11 protein-coding genes and 1 tRNA gene are annotated in these 16,621 nt (G+C 61.8%); 2 read left to right on the forward strand and 10 right to left on the reverse strand.

What is annotated here, in order from left to right:
• Positions 1-1,079: 1,079 nt before the first annotated feature.
• Together HV675_RS13115 and HV675_RS13120 are read left to right on the forward strand one after the other, a co-directional pair.
• Positions 1,080-2,360, forward strand: coding sequence for a solute carrier family 23 protein (locus HV675_RS13115; protein ID WP_175111348.1), 1,281 nt, complete (start codon positions 1,080-1,082; stop codon positions 2,358-2,360).
• A 123-nt stretch (positions 2,361-2,483) separates the two neighbouring features.
• Complete coding sequence (locus HV675_RS13120) at positions 2,484-4,142, forward strand: UbiD family decarboxylase (RefSeq protein WP_175111349.1); 1,659 nt, start codon at positions 2,484-2,486, stop codon at positions 4,140-4,142.
• 296 nt (positions 4,143-4,438) lie between these two features.
• On the opposite strand, the gene HV675_RS13125 is transcribed toward HV675_RS13120, so the two are convergent.
• The 10 genes from HV675_RS13125 to rpsU all read right to left on the reverse strand — a co-directional run bounded on the left by HV675_RS13125 (position 4,439) and on the right by rpsU (position 16,620).
• A complete protein-coding gene (locus tag HV675_RS13125; RefSeq protein WP_175111350.1) occupies positions 4,439-4,804 on the reverse strand; it encodes a c-type cytochrome in 366 nt (121 codons plus the stop codon).
• A 10-nt stretch (positions 4,805-4,814) separates the two neighbouring features.
• Positions 4,815-6,776 (reverse strand): thiamine pyrophosphate-binding protein, encoded by a 1,962-nt coding sequence (locus HV675_RS13130; protein WP_175111351.1) that lies wholly within the window; start codon positions 6,774-6,776, stop codon positions 4,815-4,817.
• Between the two features lie 72 nt (positions 6,777-6,848).
• Positions 6,849-7,946 carry a porin gene (locus tag HV675_RS13135; RefSeq protein WP_246270229.1) on the reverse strand — a complete coding sequence of 366 codons (1,098 nt, stop codon included), beginning with the start codon at positions 7,944-7,946 and terminating at the stop codon, positions 6,849-6,851.
• 217 nt (positions 7,947-8,163) lie between these two features.
• Positions 8,164-8,958, reverse strand: a complete 795-nt coding sequence (locus HV675_RS13140) for an MFS transporter (protein WP_175111352.1) — start codon at positions 8,956-8,958, stop codon at positions 8,164-8,166.
• Between the two features lie 405 nt (positions 8,959-9,363).
• Positions 9,364-10,044 (reverse strand): GntR family transcriptional regulator, encoded by a 681-nt coding sequence (locus HV675_RS13145; RefSeq protein WP_175111353.1) that lies wholly within the window; start codon positions 10,042-10,044, stop codon positions 9,364-9,366.
• A gap of 814 nt (positions 10,045-10,858) precedes the next feature.
• Positions 10,859-10,946: transfer RNA gene (locus HV675_RS13150), tRNA-Ile, on the reverse strand.
• Between the two features lie 168 nt (positions 10,947-11,114).
• Positions 11,115-13,511: an RNA polymerase sigma factor RpoD gene (rpoD, locus tag HV675_RS13155; protein ID WP_175111354.1), complete on the reverse strand. Its 2,397-nt coding sequence runs from the start codon at positions 13,509-13,511 to the stop codon at positions 11,115-11,117.
• 93 nt (positions 13,512-13,604) lie between these two features.
• Positions 13,605-15,488: a DNA primase gene (dnaG, locus tag HV675_RS13160; RefSeq protein ID WP_175111355.1), complete on the reverse strand. Its 1,884-nt coding sequence runs from the start codon at positions 15,486-15,488 to the stop codon at positions 13,605-13,607.
• Between the two features lie 152 nt (positions 15,489-15,640).
• Complete coding sequence (locus tag HV675_RS13165; protein WP_175111356.1) at positions 15,641-16,087, reverse strand: GatB/YqeY domain-containing protein; 447 nt, start codon at positions 16,085-16,087, stop codon at positions 15,641-15,643.
• A 320-nt stretch (positions 16,088-16,407) separates the two neighbouring features.
• Positions 16,408-16,620, reverse strand: coding sequence for a 30S ribosomal protein S21 (gene rpsU / locus HV675_RS13170; RefSeq protein ID WP_075159061.1), 213 nt, complete (start codon positions 16,618-16,620; stop codon positions 16,408-16,410).
• Position 16,621 lies beyond the last annotated feature (1 nt).

Here is a 16,621-nt window from a genome sequence, read left to right on the forward strand (position 1 = left end):
TACGCAAGCCGATGGCGAAGACATGTCGATATACGCATCACCTTCGAAACATTTGGATAACTAATCGATTGAGCAGGATGTCTTCGTGGTTCGGATATATTTCACGCTGAATGGCGAAGGTCGCTCGAGCAACGGCCGGCTATTCCGCCAACGACTGTCGCAACCGATCGCACTCCGGACACGCAAGGCGAGTGCGTGTACTGGACCGGTTCCTGAGTGATGTGAAGAGCAAGCCAAGCGTATGGTTTGCGCGCGAGGACGAAAATCGCCGACTGGGCGCTTGCGATGCGGGGTCACGCGCAGGCGTGTGGCTTTGCTCGCCGATGTCATGAAACGGTGACTACTGTGTCGTGTTCGTCACTGTTACGGCATGAGCAGAAATGAAAATGAAGGCGTGGGAAAACTAGCCATGTCGCGTCAGGATGGGGAACTTACACGTGCCGTCACCAATCCCTCCAAGGGAGCTTGATGGTGACGCGCACACTATGGCAACGCGCGGCTGTTCCTCAAGGTGCGCGTGCTTCTCTACCACCTCGATAGTCTCCCATCCTCCCTGGATCCTTCAGCACCATCAACGTGCCACGCTTAACGTGCCAGTTCGCCTACGTATGGCGCCGGTGGTCGTAAATGAAAGACTTCCATTCCGGCCGGCCGGCGCTCCCGAAGTCCCGCGTATCGACCTGCGCCCACGCCCATCGTCACGCGTATCTACACGACCCAAGCAATCATGGTTGCGTCGTCGGTCACATGCCAGATCGGTCATGCACGCCAACCGGCGGCGGCCGAAAATGGCAGGCCCGGCACGAAAAGGTCACGGCCCGGCCGGGGAGGCAGACGCACGCTGCATCCTGGCGCTTTTGTCCGAACAACTCCCATTGACAGTCGCAACGTCGTCATGCAATCATACAAACATAATGGTCCATTCGCGAGATCTCACAGGAAACGGAATGTCATCATCGCCTCACGCTGGCCGTCACCAATCCACCGTTAGCACTGCCGCAGGAAGCGAGGCGCACAGTACGGACGCCAAGTTCGATGTCCTCCCGGGGGGCCGCGTTCCCGCCAAGGACTCAGTCCTGATGGGGCTGCAGAACATCTTCGTGATGACCGGCATCTTTGTGTTTCCAGGGATCATGGGCCAATCCTTCGACCTTCCGGTCGGAACGGTAGCCGACCTCTACAGCGGCACGTTCATCGGCTGCGGCCTGACAACAATCCTGATGGCCGGTTTCTTCGGCCGTGCGCCGCTCGTGGCCGGCCCTTATGCCGGTGTCTTCGCGGCGTTGCTGTCGTTCGGTCATATGCCTGGCAGCAGTCTCGGCGCCGCCTTCGGATCCCTCTGCGTCGCCTCGCTGATCTGGTGTGCGCTATCGGTGCCCATCCGCGGCAAGAGCGCGATCTCACTGCTCGCCCGCATCGTGCGCAGCCCCGAGGTCTCCGGCGTAATCGTGATGCTCGTGATGATGCAGATCGCCGATCTCGCGTTCCCGCACTGGCTTGGCAAAACCAAGGACCCGACCTTCCCGCTCATCAACATTGGCGCCGGGCTGGTGACCGCGCTTGTGCTGATGGTGCTGACAATTTCGAAAATTCGCATCCTGCGCCGCCTTGCGCTTCTGATCGCGCTGATTGCGGGGGCGGTGACCTTCGAATGCTTTCACGCGATCGATTTCGCGACGGTCGCCAACGCGCCCTGGCTGGTGTTGCCGCACCCGTTCGCCTTTGGCTTTTCGGTCAACGCCGAATATGTGCTGGTGTTTTTCCTCGTCATCGTCGCGATCAACATTCAGACGATGACGCTGATGAGTGTCGTTGGCGAATGGACCGGCGAAGCCATGCCGACCGCCCGCCTTTCCTGGGGTGTGTTCGGGACGATGCTGGGCTCGGCGCTCGGGAGTTGCATCGGCGCGGTCAGCAACTTGCCCTACCCGGCCAATGTGGCGCTGCTGCGATCGACGCGCGTCGCGTCACGGCAGGTGACGATGGCGACCGGCATCATCCTGGTCATCATGGGCTTTTTCACCAAGCTCGACTACCTCTTCGTCGTGCTGCCGGTGCCGATCCTGGCGGCCGCTGCGACCGTGCTGTTCGGCATGGTGTTCGTCCACGGCGTCGAGATGCTGGCCGAGGTCGAGTGGACCGAGCGGCAACTTGCGATCACAGGCTTCTCGCTGATGCTCGGCTTCGGCAGTCTGTTCGTCAGCCCCGAAGTGTTCAAGGCCTTCCCGCTCGTCGTGAGCCTGTTGCTCAAGCAACCGGTCATTGTCGGCGTCACCTCGCTCATTATCCTGTCCGCGCTGCTGCCTGGACGCAGCCGCGTGGTCGAAGCGCCGCCGCTCCCGGTTCCGCGCCAGAACTGAGCGCCCCCGGCGTGTGGTCCCGCCGGACATTGCGAAGGCGGAGTAGTACCGTTTTCGGCGCCTCGGCGCCGATCCTGTTTTAAATCCAAACTATGGGCCGCCATTCCGGCCAAGGAGAGTGTGATGGACAAACTTTCGCGCGCCGCAACTGCTGCCGGCGATCCGCAGGGCGCCCCGCGCGACTTGCAGGAGCATATCGCCCGACTGGAGGCCAAGGGTCTGCTCACTCGCATCGAGCGGCCGATCAACAAGGATACGGAACTGCACCCGCTCGCGCGCTGGCAGTTCCAGGGCGGGCTGGACGAAGATCAGCGCCGCGCTTTCCTGTTCACCAACGTGGTCGACGGCGAAGGCCATACCTATGACATTCCGGTGCTGATCGGCGGCCTCGCCGCATCGCCGGAGATCTACGCTACCGGCCTCGGTTTGCCGGTCGATCAGATCGGCAAGATCTGGATGGAAGCGATCGCCGAGCCGATCCCGCCGGTGATGGCGGAGCAGGCGCCCTGCCAGGAAGTGGTGATCACCGGCGACGCGCTGAAGCTCAAGGGCCTGTCGCGTCTGCCGGTGCCGGTCTCCACGCCAGGCTTCGATGCGGCGCCCTATCTCACCGCGACGCTCTGCGTGACCAAAGACCCGGAGAGCGGCGTCCAGAACATGGGCACCTACCGCGCCGCGCTGAAGGCCGAAGACCGGTTGGGCGTGCGCATGGCGAGCCGCCTGTCGGGCGCCGGCGGCTATCTCCATTGGGAGAAATATCGCGCCAAGGGCCAGCAGATGCCGTGCGCCATCGTGCTGGGCTGCGCGCCGGCCGTGCTGTTCACCGGGCCGCAGAAGCTGCAGATCGACCAGGACGAGATGGCCGTCGCCGGCGGCCTGATGCGCGCGCCGGTCGGGGTGGTGCGCTGCAAGACCATCGATCTCGTCGTCCCGGCCGACGCCGAGATCGTGATCGAAGGTCTGATCGACACGGACGCACTGGAGCCCGAAGGTCCGTTCGGCGAGAGCCACGGCCATATCGCGCTCGAAGACTACAACATGTCGATGCACGTCACCGCGATCACGATGAAGAAGAAGCCGGTCTTCGTCTCGATCATCAGCCAGGTGACGCCGAGCGAAAGCTCGGTGCTGAAGAAGGTGGCCTATGAGCCGCTGTTCCTCGAGCATCTGCAGAAGACGATGGGGGTGCGTGGCGTGAAGCGGGTCGTGATGCATGAACCGCTGACCAACCTGCGCAAGGTGATCTTCGTCCAGTTTGCGCGCGGCACGCCGCAGGCCGAGATCTGGCGCGGCATGCAGGGCGCCGCGACGCTCCAGGCGCAGTGCGGCAAGCTGGTTATCGCCGTCTCCGAGGATATCAACCCGGAAAATGCGGATGCGGTCTTCTGGTCGCTCGCCTACCGCTCCGACTTCACGCATGACGTGCACGTGACGCCTTATCGCACCAGCGGGCATGGTCCCAAGTCCGGCCGCGCGCCGCTCGAAAGCACGCTGCTGATCGACGCGACGCTGAAGCACGACATGCCGCCGCTGGCTCTGCCGGCGGAGCAGTACATGACCGCTGCGCGCAAGATCTGGGAAGAGCTGCAACTGCCCCACCTCACGCCGCAGCCGCCATGGCACGGCTACCATCTGGGCGACTGGGACGCGCGCTGGGACGAGTATGCAAAAGCGGCGACCTCCGGCGGCTGGCGCGAGACCGGCGAGCGCACTTTCGCCAACCGGCGCGGCGGCGTGAAGCCGGAAACGCCGGTACGCGAGGCGTCGGGCGGTCACGAGTGAGTGACCGTCTCCGGCGGCTAGCTCGGTGAAGCGAAACGTCCCAAGGCGGGTCGACAGACGCTCGCTTCATCAATGCGCAGGGCTTGCCCGGCGCGCATTGAAATTGTGGGTCGCTGCCGCGAACGCCTTGGGCGCCTGATCGAGCGACTGCGCGCGGCAGCGTGAATTCCGCTTCCTCAAAGCGCGATGGCCGGATAACCGGCCGTCGCGCTCGCTAATCAAACGTCGAGTCGGTGAGCGTCGATTCGCAGTCGCGCACACGACGCCCGATTCGGGCTTGGCTCTCTGTACCCTCCCTACTCTCCCGCCCTCGGCAACAGCTTGATGCTATCCGCCGCCGGCGGCTTCGGCAGCGACTCCAGATACGCATGGATGTCGCTTAGATCCGCGTCGCTCAGGATCTTTTCCGAGAACGGCGGCATGGCTCCGGAGGGCGCCCGCACATAGTAGGCAAATGCCTGATATGGCAGCAGATCGACGGCAATAGCCGGTCCCACTCCGCCCTGCCCGACCGTGCCGTGGCACAGGTAGCAGCCGTCTTTCAGAAAATGCTCGTGGCCGCGCTGAATGGCGCCGGACGTTTGCGCATGCGCCGGCGTCAGCAGCGCGCACGACGCGGTCACGGCGAGCGCCAGCGAAACAGTCCGCCTGAAAACGTTCATCGCGGTTCCCCTAACGCGGTTGCGTGACGACATCGAGCAGCGCCGGATGGCCGCTCTTGACGACAGCCAGTGCGCGATCAATTGCCGGACCCAGCGCGGCGGGATCGGTGACCGGTCCTTCCGCCCACACGCCCATGCCTTTCGCGACGGTAGCGAAATCGACGTAAGGCTTCTCGATCAGTGTGCCCATCCGCCAGGTCTCCGGGTTGCGATCGCGCCGTGTCGCCATCCGCTGGATATGCATGGTTTCCTGATGCCACGCGCGGTTGTTATGCATGATCGTCAGTAGCGGAATCTGGTGATGCGCGAGGGTCCATAACACCGAGGGCACCATCAGCAGATCGCCGTCCGGCTGAATGTTGACCGCAATACGGCCCGTGCCCTTGCACGCGAGCGCCGCACCGGCCGCAGCCGGAAAGCCATAACCAATGCCGTACCCGCCCGAGCCGCCCATGAACTGCTCGTACTCGGTGAAATCCCAGAGCCGTTGAGGCCAATAGCTTTCGAATTGCGGCTGTGAAACCAGCGACCATTTCTCGTGGCGGATGCGCGCCCAGATTTCCTGGCATAACCGCGCGGTGCTGATTGGAACGGCATCCCATCCGACCGCGGCAGCGTTTCGCGCCGTCTCGCGCATCTTCAGGTGCGCCGTCTGCATGGCCTCTTTGCGCGCGTCGAAACCGCCCGGTCGTCCTACGCGGCGAATCGCTTCGATCAGTGGGGGTACGGTCGCCTGCGCGTCCCCGCCGATCGGCAGGTCAGCCGCGAGATAGCGCTGTATGTCGCCATAGCTCGACTTTGAATACAGATAGGCGTCACTGATGCTGATCACCTTGGCGTCCGGCTTGATCAGCCGCTTCGCCGGGCGCCCGGGCGTATCGGAGACCGTATTCGTCAGGCCCCACAGGTCGCCCACTTCGAGCGCCAGGATGACGTCGGCCTCGTCGATCAGAGACCTGTGCCGCGCCGTGTGATTCAGGTAATGCGCGGTCGGAAAATTCATCCGGCCGTACAGATCGATGACCGGTGCGTTCAACGACTCGGCGAGCTGCGTCAGTTGCACCACACCGTCCTGTGAATGCACGGCGCGGTCGACCACGATGACAGGATTCTGCGCGGCGACCAGCCATTGGGCCGCCTGTGCCAGCGCGGCCGCATCGCCCACAGGAGGTGCCACGTCGACCCGTTTGGGGATGCGCAGTTGCTGCGCGGTGTCGATCGGGTTCTCCTGCAGTTCGCCATCGGTGACGATCAGCACCGGCTCGCGCGGCGCAGTCGTCGCCACCATTCGCGCGCGCATGAAGCTTTCCGCGTAGTGTTGCAGCGACGCCGGCGCGTCGTCCCATTTGACGAAGTCGCGCACGATCGAACCTTCATCGACGGCGGTGTGGATCCAGTCGACCCCGGGCAAACGCTTCGCGGCATCCGCCGTATTGCCCGCCAGCACGATCACCGGCACACGGTCGCACCACGCGTTGTAAATCGCCATCGACGCATGCTGCAGACCGACCACGCCGTGGACCATGCTCGCCATCGGTTTGCCCGCCATCTTGGCGTAGCCGTGCGCCATCCCTACCGCCCCTTCCTCGTGGCAGCAGACGATGATTTCCGGCGCCTTGTTGCCGCCATAATTGATGATCGATTCCTGCAGGCCGCGCAGTGCCGAGGAGGTCATCATCGACACATATTCGATGCCGGCGCTGCGCATCACATCGACCATGAAGTCCGAGCCCGGATTGCGCACGTGCCCTTTCGGCACATCGTCGGCAAGCGTACTCATGGTTTCAGCGGCGATCGTTCTCGACGACGGCTCGATCGGCGCCGCAGCCGCCGGTTGCTTGCCCTCGCCCGCTGCGCCGGCGATCGTAGCGGCGTGCGTCGTCCCCGCTACGCCGGCCGCGCCGGCGGCCAATGCGCCTTTGAGAAAACCTCGCCGACTGGGACCGCCCGCTCGTGTGTTTTTTCTATCCACCGTTTTCACCTTTTGTGTCGAAACGATTCGGATCACGCGCGCGCCGCGCACATGCGGCGCGGGTCCCGAGGTTTAGAAGAGGTGATTCATGCCGAACGATATGCCGGTCTGACTGGCATGGGTGGATGGGTTCAGAGTGATGTTGGTGATCTCACCGCCCCTGTACTTCGTATAGTCGAAGTCCGCGTACAGAAGGGTTTTCTTCGAGAGGGCGTAAGTGACACCCACGATAGAAACGTCCTTTCTGCCGTGGACCCCGGCTGTAATATTTTTGTTGTCGTAATAGGCGCCGATGACCTGGATGAACGGCGTGATCTGATAACGCAGGCCGCCCCACAGGTATTGGTTTTTGGTCGAGCCGGTGACGGCGGTCGCCGTGTTCTGCAAGTTGAGCGACCAACCGCCGAGCGCGGTCACCGGCCCTAGCGTATAAGCGCCGCCCGCGGTGTATTCGTTGTCGCCCAAGAACGGACCCGTACCCGCAACAATCTGTTTTGACTTGTGCGTGTAACCGAAACCGAATTTCACCGTATGCGTCCGATAGTTGAATCCGACTGCACGGGTCGAACCGTCGTCGACACTGCCGGCAACGCCGCCTAAAGCATATTCGGCGCGAAATACCGTCGGGCCGAAGGCGCCCGTATAGTTGATCGCGTTCGGATCGCGGCCGGAGGAATTGCCGTTGGTCACCCCCGACGCTTCGGTAATGCTCAAAAATTTGAAGTCGAACGGTTCGAAATCCTTAATCAGATAATGCTGCATCGCGAACATACGGCCAAGGTCGACCCGGCCGAATGGGCCTTCCAGACCGACCGTCGACCGTCGCTGGAACAGGGTGTTGTTGGTGTTGTCGAGCGTGCCCTGAGAAAGTACGAAACCCGCTTCCAGGTTGAACACCGCCTTCAGACCGCCGCCCAGGTCTTCAACGCCTCTGAAGCCCCATCGGTTCTGGTCGTAAACGCCGTTCGACGCCATCGTCAGCGCCGCGCCGCCGGCCGGGGTGCCATTCACCACATTGCGCAAGCCGCCGTCCAGCGAGCCGTACATCGTCACGCTGCTTTGCGCATGCGCCGCACCGGTACACAGGCCCAGTAGCGCCAGCACGGACACCTTGCTCATCGAGACCTTGCGGACCGTTGCCGGAAAATCTCCATTTACCTTATTCTTCAACCTCTCCTCCGTATCGCTTCGTTTTTCTCCAACTTGAATCGCTTTTCATATGGATTACTAAACGAAAGCCTGTTAAGCCCTCTGATTGAGTGTTACTTATCGTCGTTGTAGAACCCGTTCCAATCCTTGATCCACTTCCGGACCTGCGCGCTGCTCGCGCTGTTTCTGGTCCGTGATGTACTACTTGCTTTCGACCGCACGTTGCGGCATTGCCTCGTTACGCTCGTCCCTGTCGCGCCCGTCGCAACACCGACCCGCGGCCATGCTGGCCGCGGCGGCGGCAGGCCGCGTTCCTCCCAGGCCTTCGCGCTCTGGTCGCTACCGACCTCGAACACGCACGCGGTTTCCGCTGGCCGGCTCGGGTTGAATCACGGGGCGGCCGCACTTTCGTACTCAAAGCGGTTCCTAAGACCAGGATGGATGCCAGTCTTTCGGCGCGCACTCGCACGAGTTGGCGGACCGTCATGAATAGCACGAGCGGCGCCACGAGCAAGCGAGGTGAGAGGATGGAATACGGCATGCGCCGGTGGAGGGCTTCGAGCGTCCAGATCAGCGTGAGATAGCCGAGCGGCGCGCCGATCATCATCAGGATGAAGGCGTATCTAACCGTGGTATCCGTGCCGTGATGTGCTGCCGCCGCTGACGACAGTTGATGGATACGGTTGGGCAGGAAGGTAAGCCCACTGCGGCAAGCGAGCATCGCCGCCGACGCGACAACTACGCCGACAATCGTCTTGCGGCGCAGGCTCGGCTCGAAGATGCTTGCGAAGAAGGTATGCGATGCGGGCTTCGCGGCGACGCCATCGCGCACTTTGAGCCAGCGCCGCGGTGCGGAAATAATGCGGCGCGCGAGTATCGTCGCCAGTTCCGGTACGGTGCCGAGGTCCGAGGAAGCGAACATCCAGCGGAGGAACGCAGAAATGAGCGCGAGCCATTGGCAGCGCGACAGGCGGAAAGCTGGCGCGCCCGCCGTTGTCGTTGCCACTGCGCTCATGTCCTGCGATTTGCCCATGCTGCCGTCTCCTTGTCCCTTTCTTTTCCTTTCGATCAGACGCTTTCCATCGACTCGCGTGTTGGCACGCTAACATCCGTCGGCGCGAGTATATGGCGTAATACAATGATATTGCAATACGTATGATGCGCATCATATCGCCAAATGGCCGACAAGTGTTACATGCCGGATGCATATGATGCGGACAGGAAAGCAGAGCGGCTCCCGATAGTCGGGACGGGATGCCGGCCGTCTCGAGCGCCAAGCGGCCTCTGGAAGCGTTTTGGGTGGGTAGCCTGGTTGAGGGCGCCGGCAGGGCTGGAGCAGTCGAAGCTACAGGGGTGTATTGGCCCCGAACGTGCGCCGCTCATCGACGCAGCGGCGCCTGCCGGAAGGCGCCGTCCGGCAGATCAGCGGGATCCGGCGTCAGTGAATATCCGCGAGCACATCGACCGCGAGTTTCTCTGCCTGCTCGACATGGCGTTTGCACGCGTTCGCGGCTTCGGTCGCGTCATTGCGCATGACCGCGTCGACGATCGCCGAAATTTCGGCATAGCTCTGTTCGAGCCGCCCGGTGTGGGACAGCGTCGTCGCACGCAGCATCATCACTCGCGTGTGGATGAGCCGCAGCATCTCCGTCAGCACCGGATTACCCGCCCCGCTCAGGATCACATCGTAGAACTGCGCCTTCTGCCGCAGGAACCGCAGGGTCACCTCCTCCACCTTCATGTTCCTGATGGCCGCCAGTTCCTTCAGCGCCTGGACGAGCGCCACACGCTGATCCGGTGTCGCGCGTTCGGTGAATTGCCGCCCTGCCAGCGCTTCGAGCACCGCGCGCACTTCATACAGCCCCTTCGCTTCGTCCCTGGTGATGACCGCAACAATGGGCCCCTTGTGCGGAATGATCTGCACGAGGCCTTCGGCGACCAACTGACTCAATGCCTCGCGGACCAATGTCCGGCTCACACCCAGCATTTCGCACAATTCGCGTTCGATCAGCCGGTCGCCCGGCTTGAACGTCAGATCAGTGATGGACAGACGCAGCCCCTCGATTACCTGCTGACGCAATGTCGCAGCCGGCCGGACAACTTGTCGGTTCGTATTCATTCCTTCCTTGTTCACTATCTGGATGGCCCTCGTCGGCGAATTATTATCATACAATCATATGAAGAGCGCGTAGACTGTTATGAATATTGTAATAAACCATACAATCCTACAACCCTCTCCGTCACATGGCATCCGAGGAGGATTTCCATGCAAGACGTCACATAATCTGAGCGCAGGGCATCGGGGCAAGATCCGCAAGCAAGGACGTACTAGTGCGTCAGATACTCAGAGCGATGAAACCCCGCATGTCTTCGACTCTCCGTAACGACGAACCAGCGGGAGGCTCTTCTCGACACGATGACCGTTGCATTCCAACGGTCGATTAGGATAACAAAACGTGTGCCGGCCGACCACTGAGATGGCGTTTGTGTGTCGCAAGATTCGAGGTGTCGAGGGCGTACGCATGCAGAGGTCAGCGTGACTGGGCTTCGACGTCCTCGCCAACCCGACCTTCGCGTGGCCGATCGTCTCACCTCGATGCCGATGCTCGCGACAGGGTTACCGCAACAACCGACCTACGAAGCGTCGTCACTGCGGCCGCTGCCATACATGACCATCTGCCCGTCTGCGCCGAGCATGTAGCAATGCCGCAAAGCAGGTGCAGGCCGCTCGCTTCGACAACAAAGAATAAGCTGTCGCAACGAATCGAAATAACGCATAACTCGCCGGGAGATACAGGCTATCGAACGCCCGTTTAAGGAAGTTGGGCGCACGCGCTGCCGAGAAGGGCCTTCAGATGGGTGCAAGCATAAGGCGTCGTTCACGACGTTTTATGCTTAACGGCACAGGGGATATGGATAGCGCTAAAGGCGCTTGGTGGGCCGGGTCGGATTCGAACCGACGACGGGATTTCTCCGGCGGATTATGAGTCCGCTGCCTGCAACCAGCACGGCGTCCGGCCCAAGAAGAAAAAGACCCGGTCGCAAGGCCGGGCCTGATCGCTGATTGGCCGACATACTACACGAAATCGGGGCTTCCGGGACTGCTTCGCGTACCGCACGAAACAACCCTGAAGCCCCGCATGAAGGCATCGGCCGACCGCCTGTTCCGCGATCGATCTACGCGATACGTCAGTTCCCTTCCAGGAACGACTTCAGCTTGTCGGAACGGCTCGGGTGACGCAGCTTGCGCAACGCCTTCGCCTCGATCTGGCGAATCCGCTCGCGCGTGACGTCGAACTGCTTGCCCACTTCCTCGAGCGTATGGTCCGTGCTCATCTCGATACCAAAACGCATGCGCAGCACCTTGGCCTCGCGCGGCGTCAGCGAATCGAGCACGTCCTTCACGACGTCGCGCATGCTTGCGTGCAGCGCGGCGTCGGCCGGTGCGACCGTGTTCGTGTCTTCGATGAAGTCGCCCAGATGCGAATCGTCGTCGTCGCCGATCGGCGTTTCCATCGAGATCGGTTCCTTCGCGATCTTCATGATCTTGCGAATCTTGTCTTCCGGCATTTCCATCTTCTCGGCCAGCGTTGCCGGATCCGGCTCGAGACCGGTTTCCTGCAAAATCTGACGCGAGATACGGTTCATCTTGTTGATCGTTTCGATCATGTGAACCGGAATGCGGATCGTGCGCGCCTGGTCCGCGATCGAACGAGTAATTGCCTGGCGAATCCACCACGTGGCGTACGTCGAGAACTTGTAGCCGCGGCGATATTCGAACTTGTCCACCGCCTTCATCAGGCCGATGTTGCCTTCCTGAATCAGATCGAGGAACTGCAGACCGCGGTTCGTGTACTTCTTCGCAATCGAGATCACGAGACGCAGGTTCGCTTCGGTCATCTCGCGCTTGGCCTGACGCGCCTTCAGTTCGCCGGCCGCCATCTGGCGGTTGGTTTCCTTCAGGTCCTTCAGCGGCAGCACGACGCGCGCCTGCAGATCCAGCAGACGCTGTTGCTGTTCGCGAATCGCCGGGATGTTACGCGTGAGGATCGCGCTGTACGAGTGGCCTTCAGCGACAATCTTGTCCGCCCATTCGAGGTCCGTTTCATTGCTCGGGAAACGCGCGATGAACTCGGCGCGCGGCATGCCACACTTGTCGACCACCGTGTGCAGAATCTGACGCTCGACCTGACGCACTTCATCCACTTGCGCACGCAACGTGTCGCACAGACGCTCGACCGTGCGCGCGGTGAAGCGGATGGTCATCAGCTCGTTCTGGATGGTTTCCTGCGCCTTCAGGTACGACTTCGACTTGTAGCCTTCCTTCTCGAACGCGCGGCGCATCTTGTCGAACCACTCGCTGATGAGCGCGAATTTTTCGAGCGACATGCGCTTCAACGCCTCGAGCTGCGCGGCATTCGCCGTCGCCTGCGCGGCGCCGTCGTCGTCTTCTTCCTCTTCTTCCTCGTCCTCTTCGACTTCCTCGTCTTCGCTCTCGATCGCCTCAGCTTCCTGTTCCGAGAAGCCGTCCGCGTCTTGCGCGTTTTCGTCGATCAGACCGTCGACCAGCTCGTCGATGCGAATCTCTTCATTCGCGACGCGCTCAGCCATCGCGAGAATGTCCGCGATCGTGGTCGGACATGCGGAGATTGCCATCACCATGTGCTTCAGGCCGTCTTCGATGCGCTTCGCGATTTCGATTTCGCCTTCACGCGTGAGCAGCTCGACCGTGCCCATCTCGCGCATGTACATCCGCACCGGGTCGGTCGTGCGGCCGAATTCGGAGTCGACCGTTGACAGCGCAACTTCCGCTTCCTCTTCGACTTCGTCATCGGACGACGCGGCCGGCGCGTTGTCGTTCAGCAGCAGCGTCTCGGCATCCGGCGCCTGCTCGTAGACCGCGACGCCCATATCGTTGAACGTGCTGATGATGCCTTCGATCGCCTCGGTCTCGGCAAAATTGTCCGGCAGATGGTCGTTGATTTCGGCGTAAGTCAGGAAGCCGCGCTCCTTGCCGAGCTTGATCAGCGCGCGCAGCTTCGAGCGGCGCTCCTCGAGCTCTTCCGCGGTGCCCGGCTGCGTGGACGCAAACGCGTCCTTCAGCAGCGCTTTTTCCTTCGCGCGGCGGTCGCGTGCCTTGGCCTTTTCGCCTTTGCCCTGAACGGGAGTTGCAACTTCTTCGCTCTGGGTTGCGTCGTCATCGACGGATACTTCGTTCAGCTTTTTCGTCATGGAGTTCGCCGTACCGGCTGTAGTCTCGACTCGCGGCTGGTGGACAACAGCCGGTTGAACCGTGGATACTGGAGATTCGCGCACTGCCGCATCGTCCTGCGCGGCAGCCGCGTCCCTTGCGCCTTCCTTTGCGCTACGGGCATTCGGCCGCTTCGTAACCGTTGTGACAGCTTTCGCCGCCTGCACCGGGGCCGCTCGCGCGGCGGAAACGGTCGAGGCCCGCTTCCGGGCTGGTGTGGCACGCTCGGCAGACGTTTTTGTTGCGGAAGATGCGGACCTGGCCTGTGTGACCTTCGTGGTCGGCTGCTCGGAGCCTTTGCCTGCCGCTTTCTTTCCGCCTGTAGTCTTTACCATTGCAATCGCCTTTCGCCTTTGCCTGGAAATAGAACCGCTGAAAACCTTTTATTATAGCACCTGCGTTTCAGCCCTTCCGTTGTCACTTCCTGTTCACAGCCCGAGCTGCCGCTTCATGTCGGCGCACTTTTGACTCAGGCTGTTGAATTCCGCCAGTTCTTCCGGCGTATGTCTGGATTGACGAGCCAACTGATCAAGGCGTTCACGGGACGCGTCGTAACGCATCTTGAGGATCGCCGCTTTCAGCTCCTCGCCGGCGAGCCGCTCATGCTCGCGGCGCTCTTCGGCGACGGTCGCGTCGTCCGGGTTCTTCAGCAACAAATCCCGAACGTTTTCATCATAGTCCAGAATTTCGCGAAAGATTTCCTCGAAGGTTGGGGCGTTCGCACCATTGCGCAATAGATCGGAGAGCAACTGAAATTCGGCTGTCTCACCCAACGCGCGGGCATGCGTCGTCACTTCCTCGAACAGCTCCGCATGACGGGTTACCGCAAGCAAATCCCGCTCAGCGTCGTCGTCCAGCATCGCCACGATGCGCGGGTACATCACGAGGTTGCGCAGCGCCCGTTGCTCGATACCGGTTACGCTGCGCCGGTCCTTGCGGGCGGGAGCCGCGCGCGCCGCGGCCGCGATCCGCGCGTCGACCTCGCACAGCGCGGCCACTTCGTCGAACGGCACGTTCAGACGGTCCGCGAACATGTGCATGATCTGTGCACGCAGCGCATTCGCCGGCAGCGCCTGCAACAGCGGTTTCGCATCGAACAGCGCGCGTGCGCGGCCTTCGGGCTGATCCAGTTCCTTGCCGGCCAGCACCTCGTTCAGCATGAACTGGGACAGCGGCATCGCCCGCTCGACCTGCTCCGCAAACGCGTCGGCGCCGAACTCGCGCACATAGCTGTCCGGATCGTGCTCGGTCGGCAGAAACAGAAAGCGGATTGTCCGGTTATCCGCCGCATGCGGCAGACAGGCATCCAGCGCGCGCCGCGCCGCGCGTCGACCGGCGGCATCGCCATCGAAGCTAAAAATGACCGTGTCCGTCTGGCGCAGTAATTTCTGCACATGAACCGGCGTGCAGGCGGTGCCGAGCGTCGCAACCGCGTTCTGAAACCCCAGTTGGGCCAGCGCGACGACGTCCATATACCCTTCCACCACCAGCACGTATTTGTGTTCCCGAATCGCGAGGCGCGCTTCAAAAAGTCCGTAAAGCTCGCTGCCCTTGCTAAATAGCGGCGTTTCGGGCGAATTCAAATACTTGGGCTCGCCACCGTCCAGCACGCGCCCGCCGAAGCCGATCACCTGCCCTTTGACATTGCGGATCGGGAACATCACGCGCTCGCGAAACCGGTCGTAACGGCGGTTCTGACCCTGCGCGTCAGACTTTTCGCTGACGATGACCAGCCCGGCGTCGACCAGCGCCTCGTCCCGATAATTGGGAAACGCCGTCTCGAGGTTCTGCCAGCCATCCGGCGCATAACCCAGGCCAAAGCGCGCCGCGACTTCGCCGGTCAGCCCGCGCTTCTTCAGGTATTGGACCGCGTTCGGCGCGCCGCGCAACTGCTTGCGGTAAAAATCGCAAGCAGTTTGCATCACGTCGGACAGCGCGGTCGTGACCGCCTTCGACGCGCTCGGCGCATAACCGTCGCCGCCGTTTCCCGGCATGCCGCCGCCGCTGCGTATCGCCGACGGCTCGTGCGGCACGGTGAGGCCCACCGATTGCGCAAGCTCGTTGACAGCTTCAGGAAAGGTCAATCCTGCATGCTCGATCAGAAAACCAATGGCGGTGCCATGCGCACCACAGCCGAAACAATGATAGAACTGCTTAGTCGGACTAACCGTAAACGAAGGGCTTTTCTCGTTGTGAAACGGGCACAGCCCCATGAAGTTCGCGCCGCCCTTCTTCAACTGCACGAACCGGCCGACCACGTCGACGATATCGACGCGGTTGAGCAGATCCTGCAGGAATGCATGCGGAATCACGGTAGCAGCGTTGCCTTCAAACGGACCGGATACGTGGGCCGTGCGTTCTGAACAGCATAGGACGCGCGGACAGAAACGGACACAAGCAACGCGTCAGGGCCAACGTCCGGGCTGCGACGTCATTCCCGCGCGGCTGTGCCCGCGGGAACCCTCTACTTCGAAAGCGCCGCCTTGACCTTGGCCGACACGGCCGTCATATCGGCCCGGCCGGCAAGTTTAGGCTTGAGCACGCCCATCACCTTGCCCATGTCCTGCGGGCCGGCGGCGCCCGTCTGCGCGACCGCGGCCTGCACTTCGGCGGCGATGTCGTCATCGGACAACTGCGCCGGCATATAGGCGGCCAGCACATCCAGTTCGCCCTTTTCCTTTGCGACCAGATCGGCGCGCGCCGCGGCTTCGAACTGGCTGATTGAGTCTTTACGCTGCTTGATCATCTTGTCGATGACCGCCGTGACGCCAGCGTCATCGAGCTCGATGCGTTCGTCGACTTCACGCTGCTTGATTGCCGCGAGCAGCAACCGGATCGTTCCGAGGCGTTCCGTTTCGCGCGCGCGCATCGCGGCTTTCATGTCGTCGTTGATCCGAACCTTAAGACTCATCGTTCACCTGCCATACGTTGTTAAGGCGTTTCGGGGATTAATAGGCGCACACCAGGGCGTCCTGCATAACACAAAAACCCGCCTGAAGCGGGTTTCTCGAGCGGGTTCGCGCCAATTCGCGATCCATGCAACCCGCGGCGACGCGCCCATCGATATGCGTCCCAATATGCACGCGGCCGGTACGGCCAGGGTGCGCGCGGCCGCTGCCGCTTGGGTCGAAGCGCTGCGTGTGACCCTGGTGGCAAGCCGCGCCAAACCGCCGGAGGAAACGCAAAATACGCGGCGTTAAAGTGAGCGCCGCGATGAGTATCAGTAGAACTTCAGTAGAACTTTTTCGGCAGCATCTGGCTGCGCAGGCGCTTGAAATGCCGTTTGACGGCCGCCGCTTTCTTGCGCTTGCGCTCAGACGTCGGCTTCTCGTAAAACTCACGCGCACGAAGCTCAGTCAAGAGACCGTTCTTCTCGATCGTGCGCTTGAAGCGGCGCATTGCGACTTCAAAGGGCTCGTTTTCTTTTACGCGAATGGTCGTCATC

This window comes from Paraburkholderia solisilvae (genome assembly GCF_902859875.1).
GTDB lineage: Bacteria > Pseudomonadota > Gammaproteobacteria > Burkholderiales > Burkholderiaceae > Paraburkholderia > Paraburkholderia solisilvae.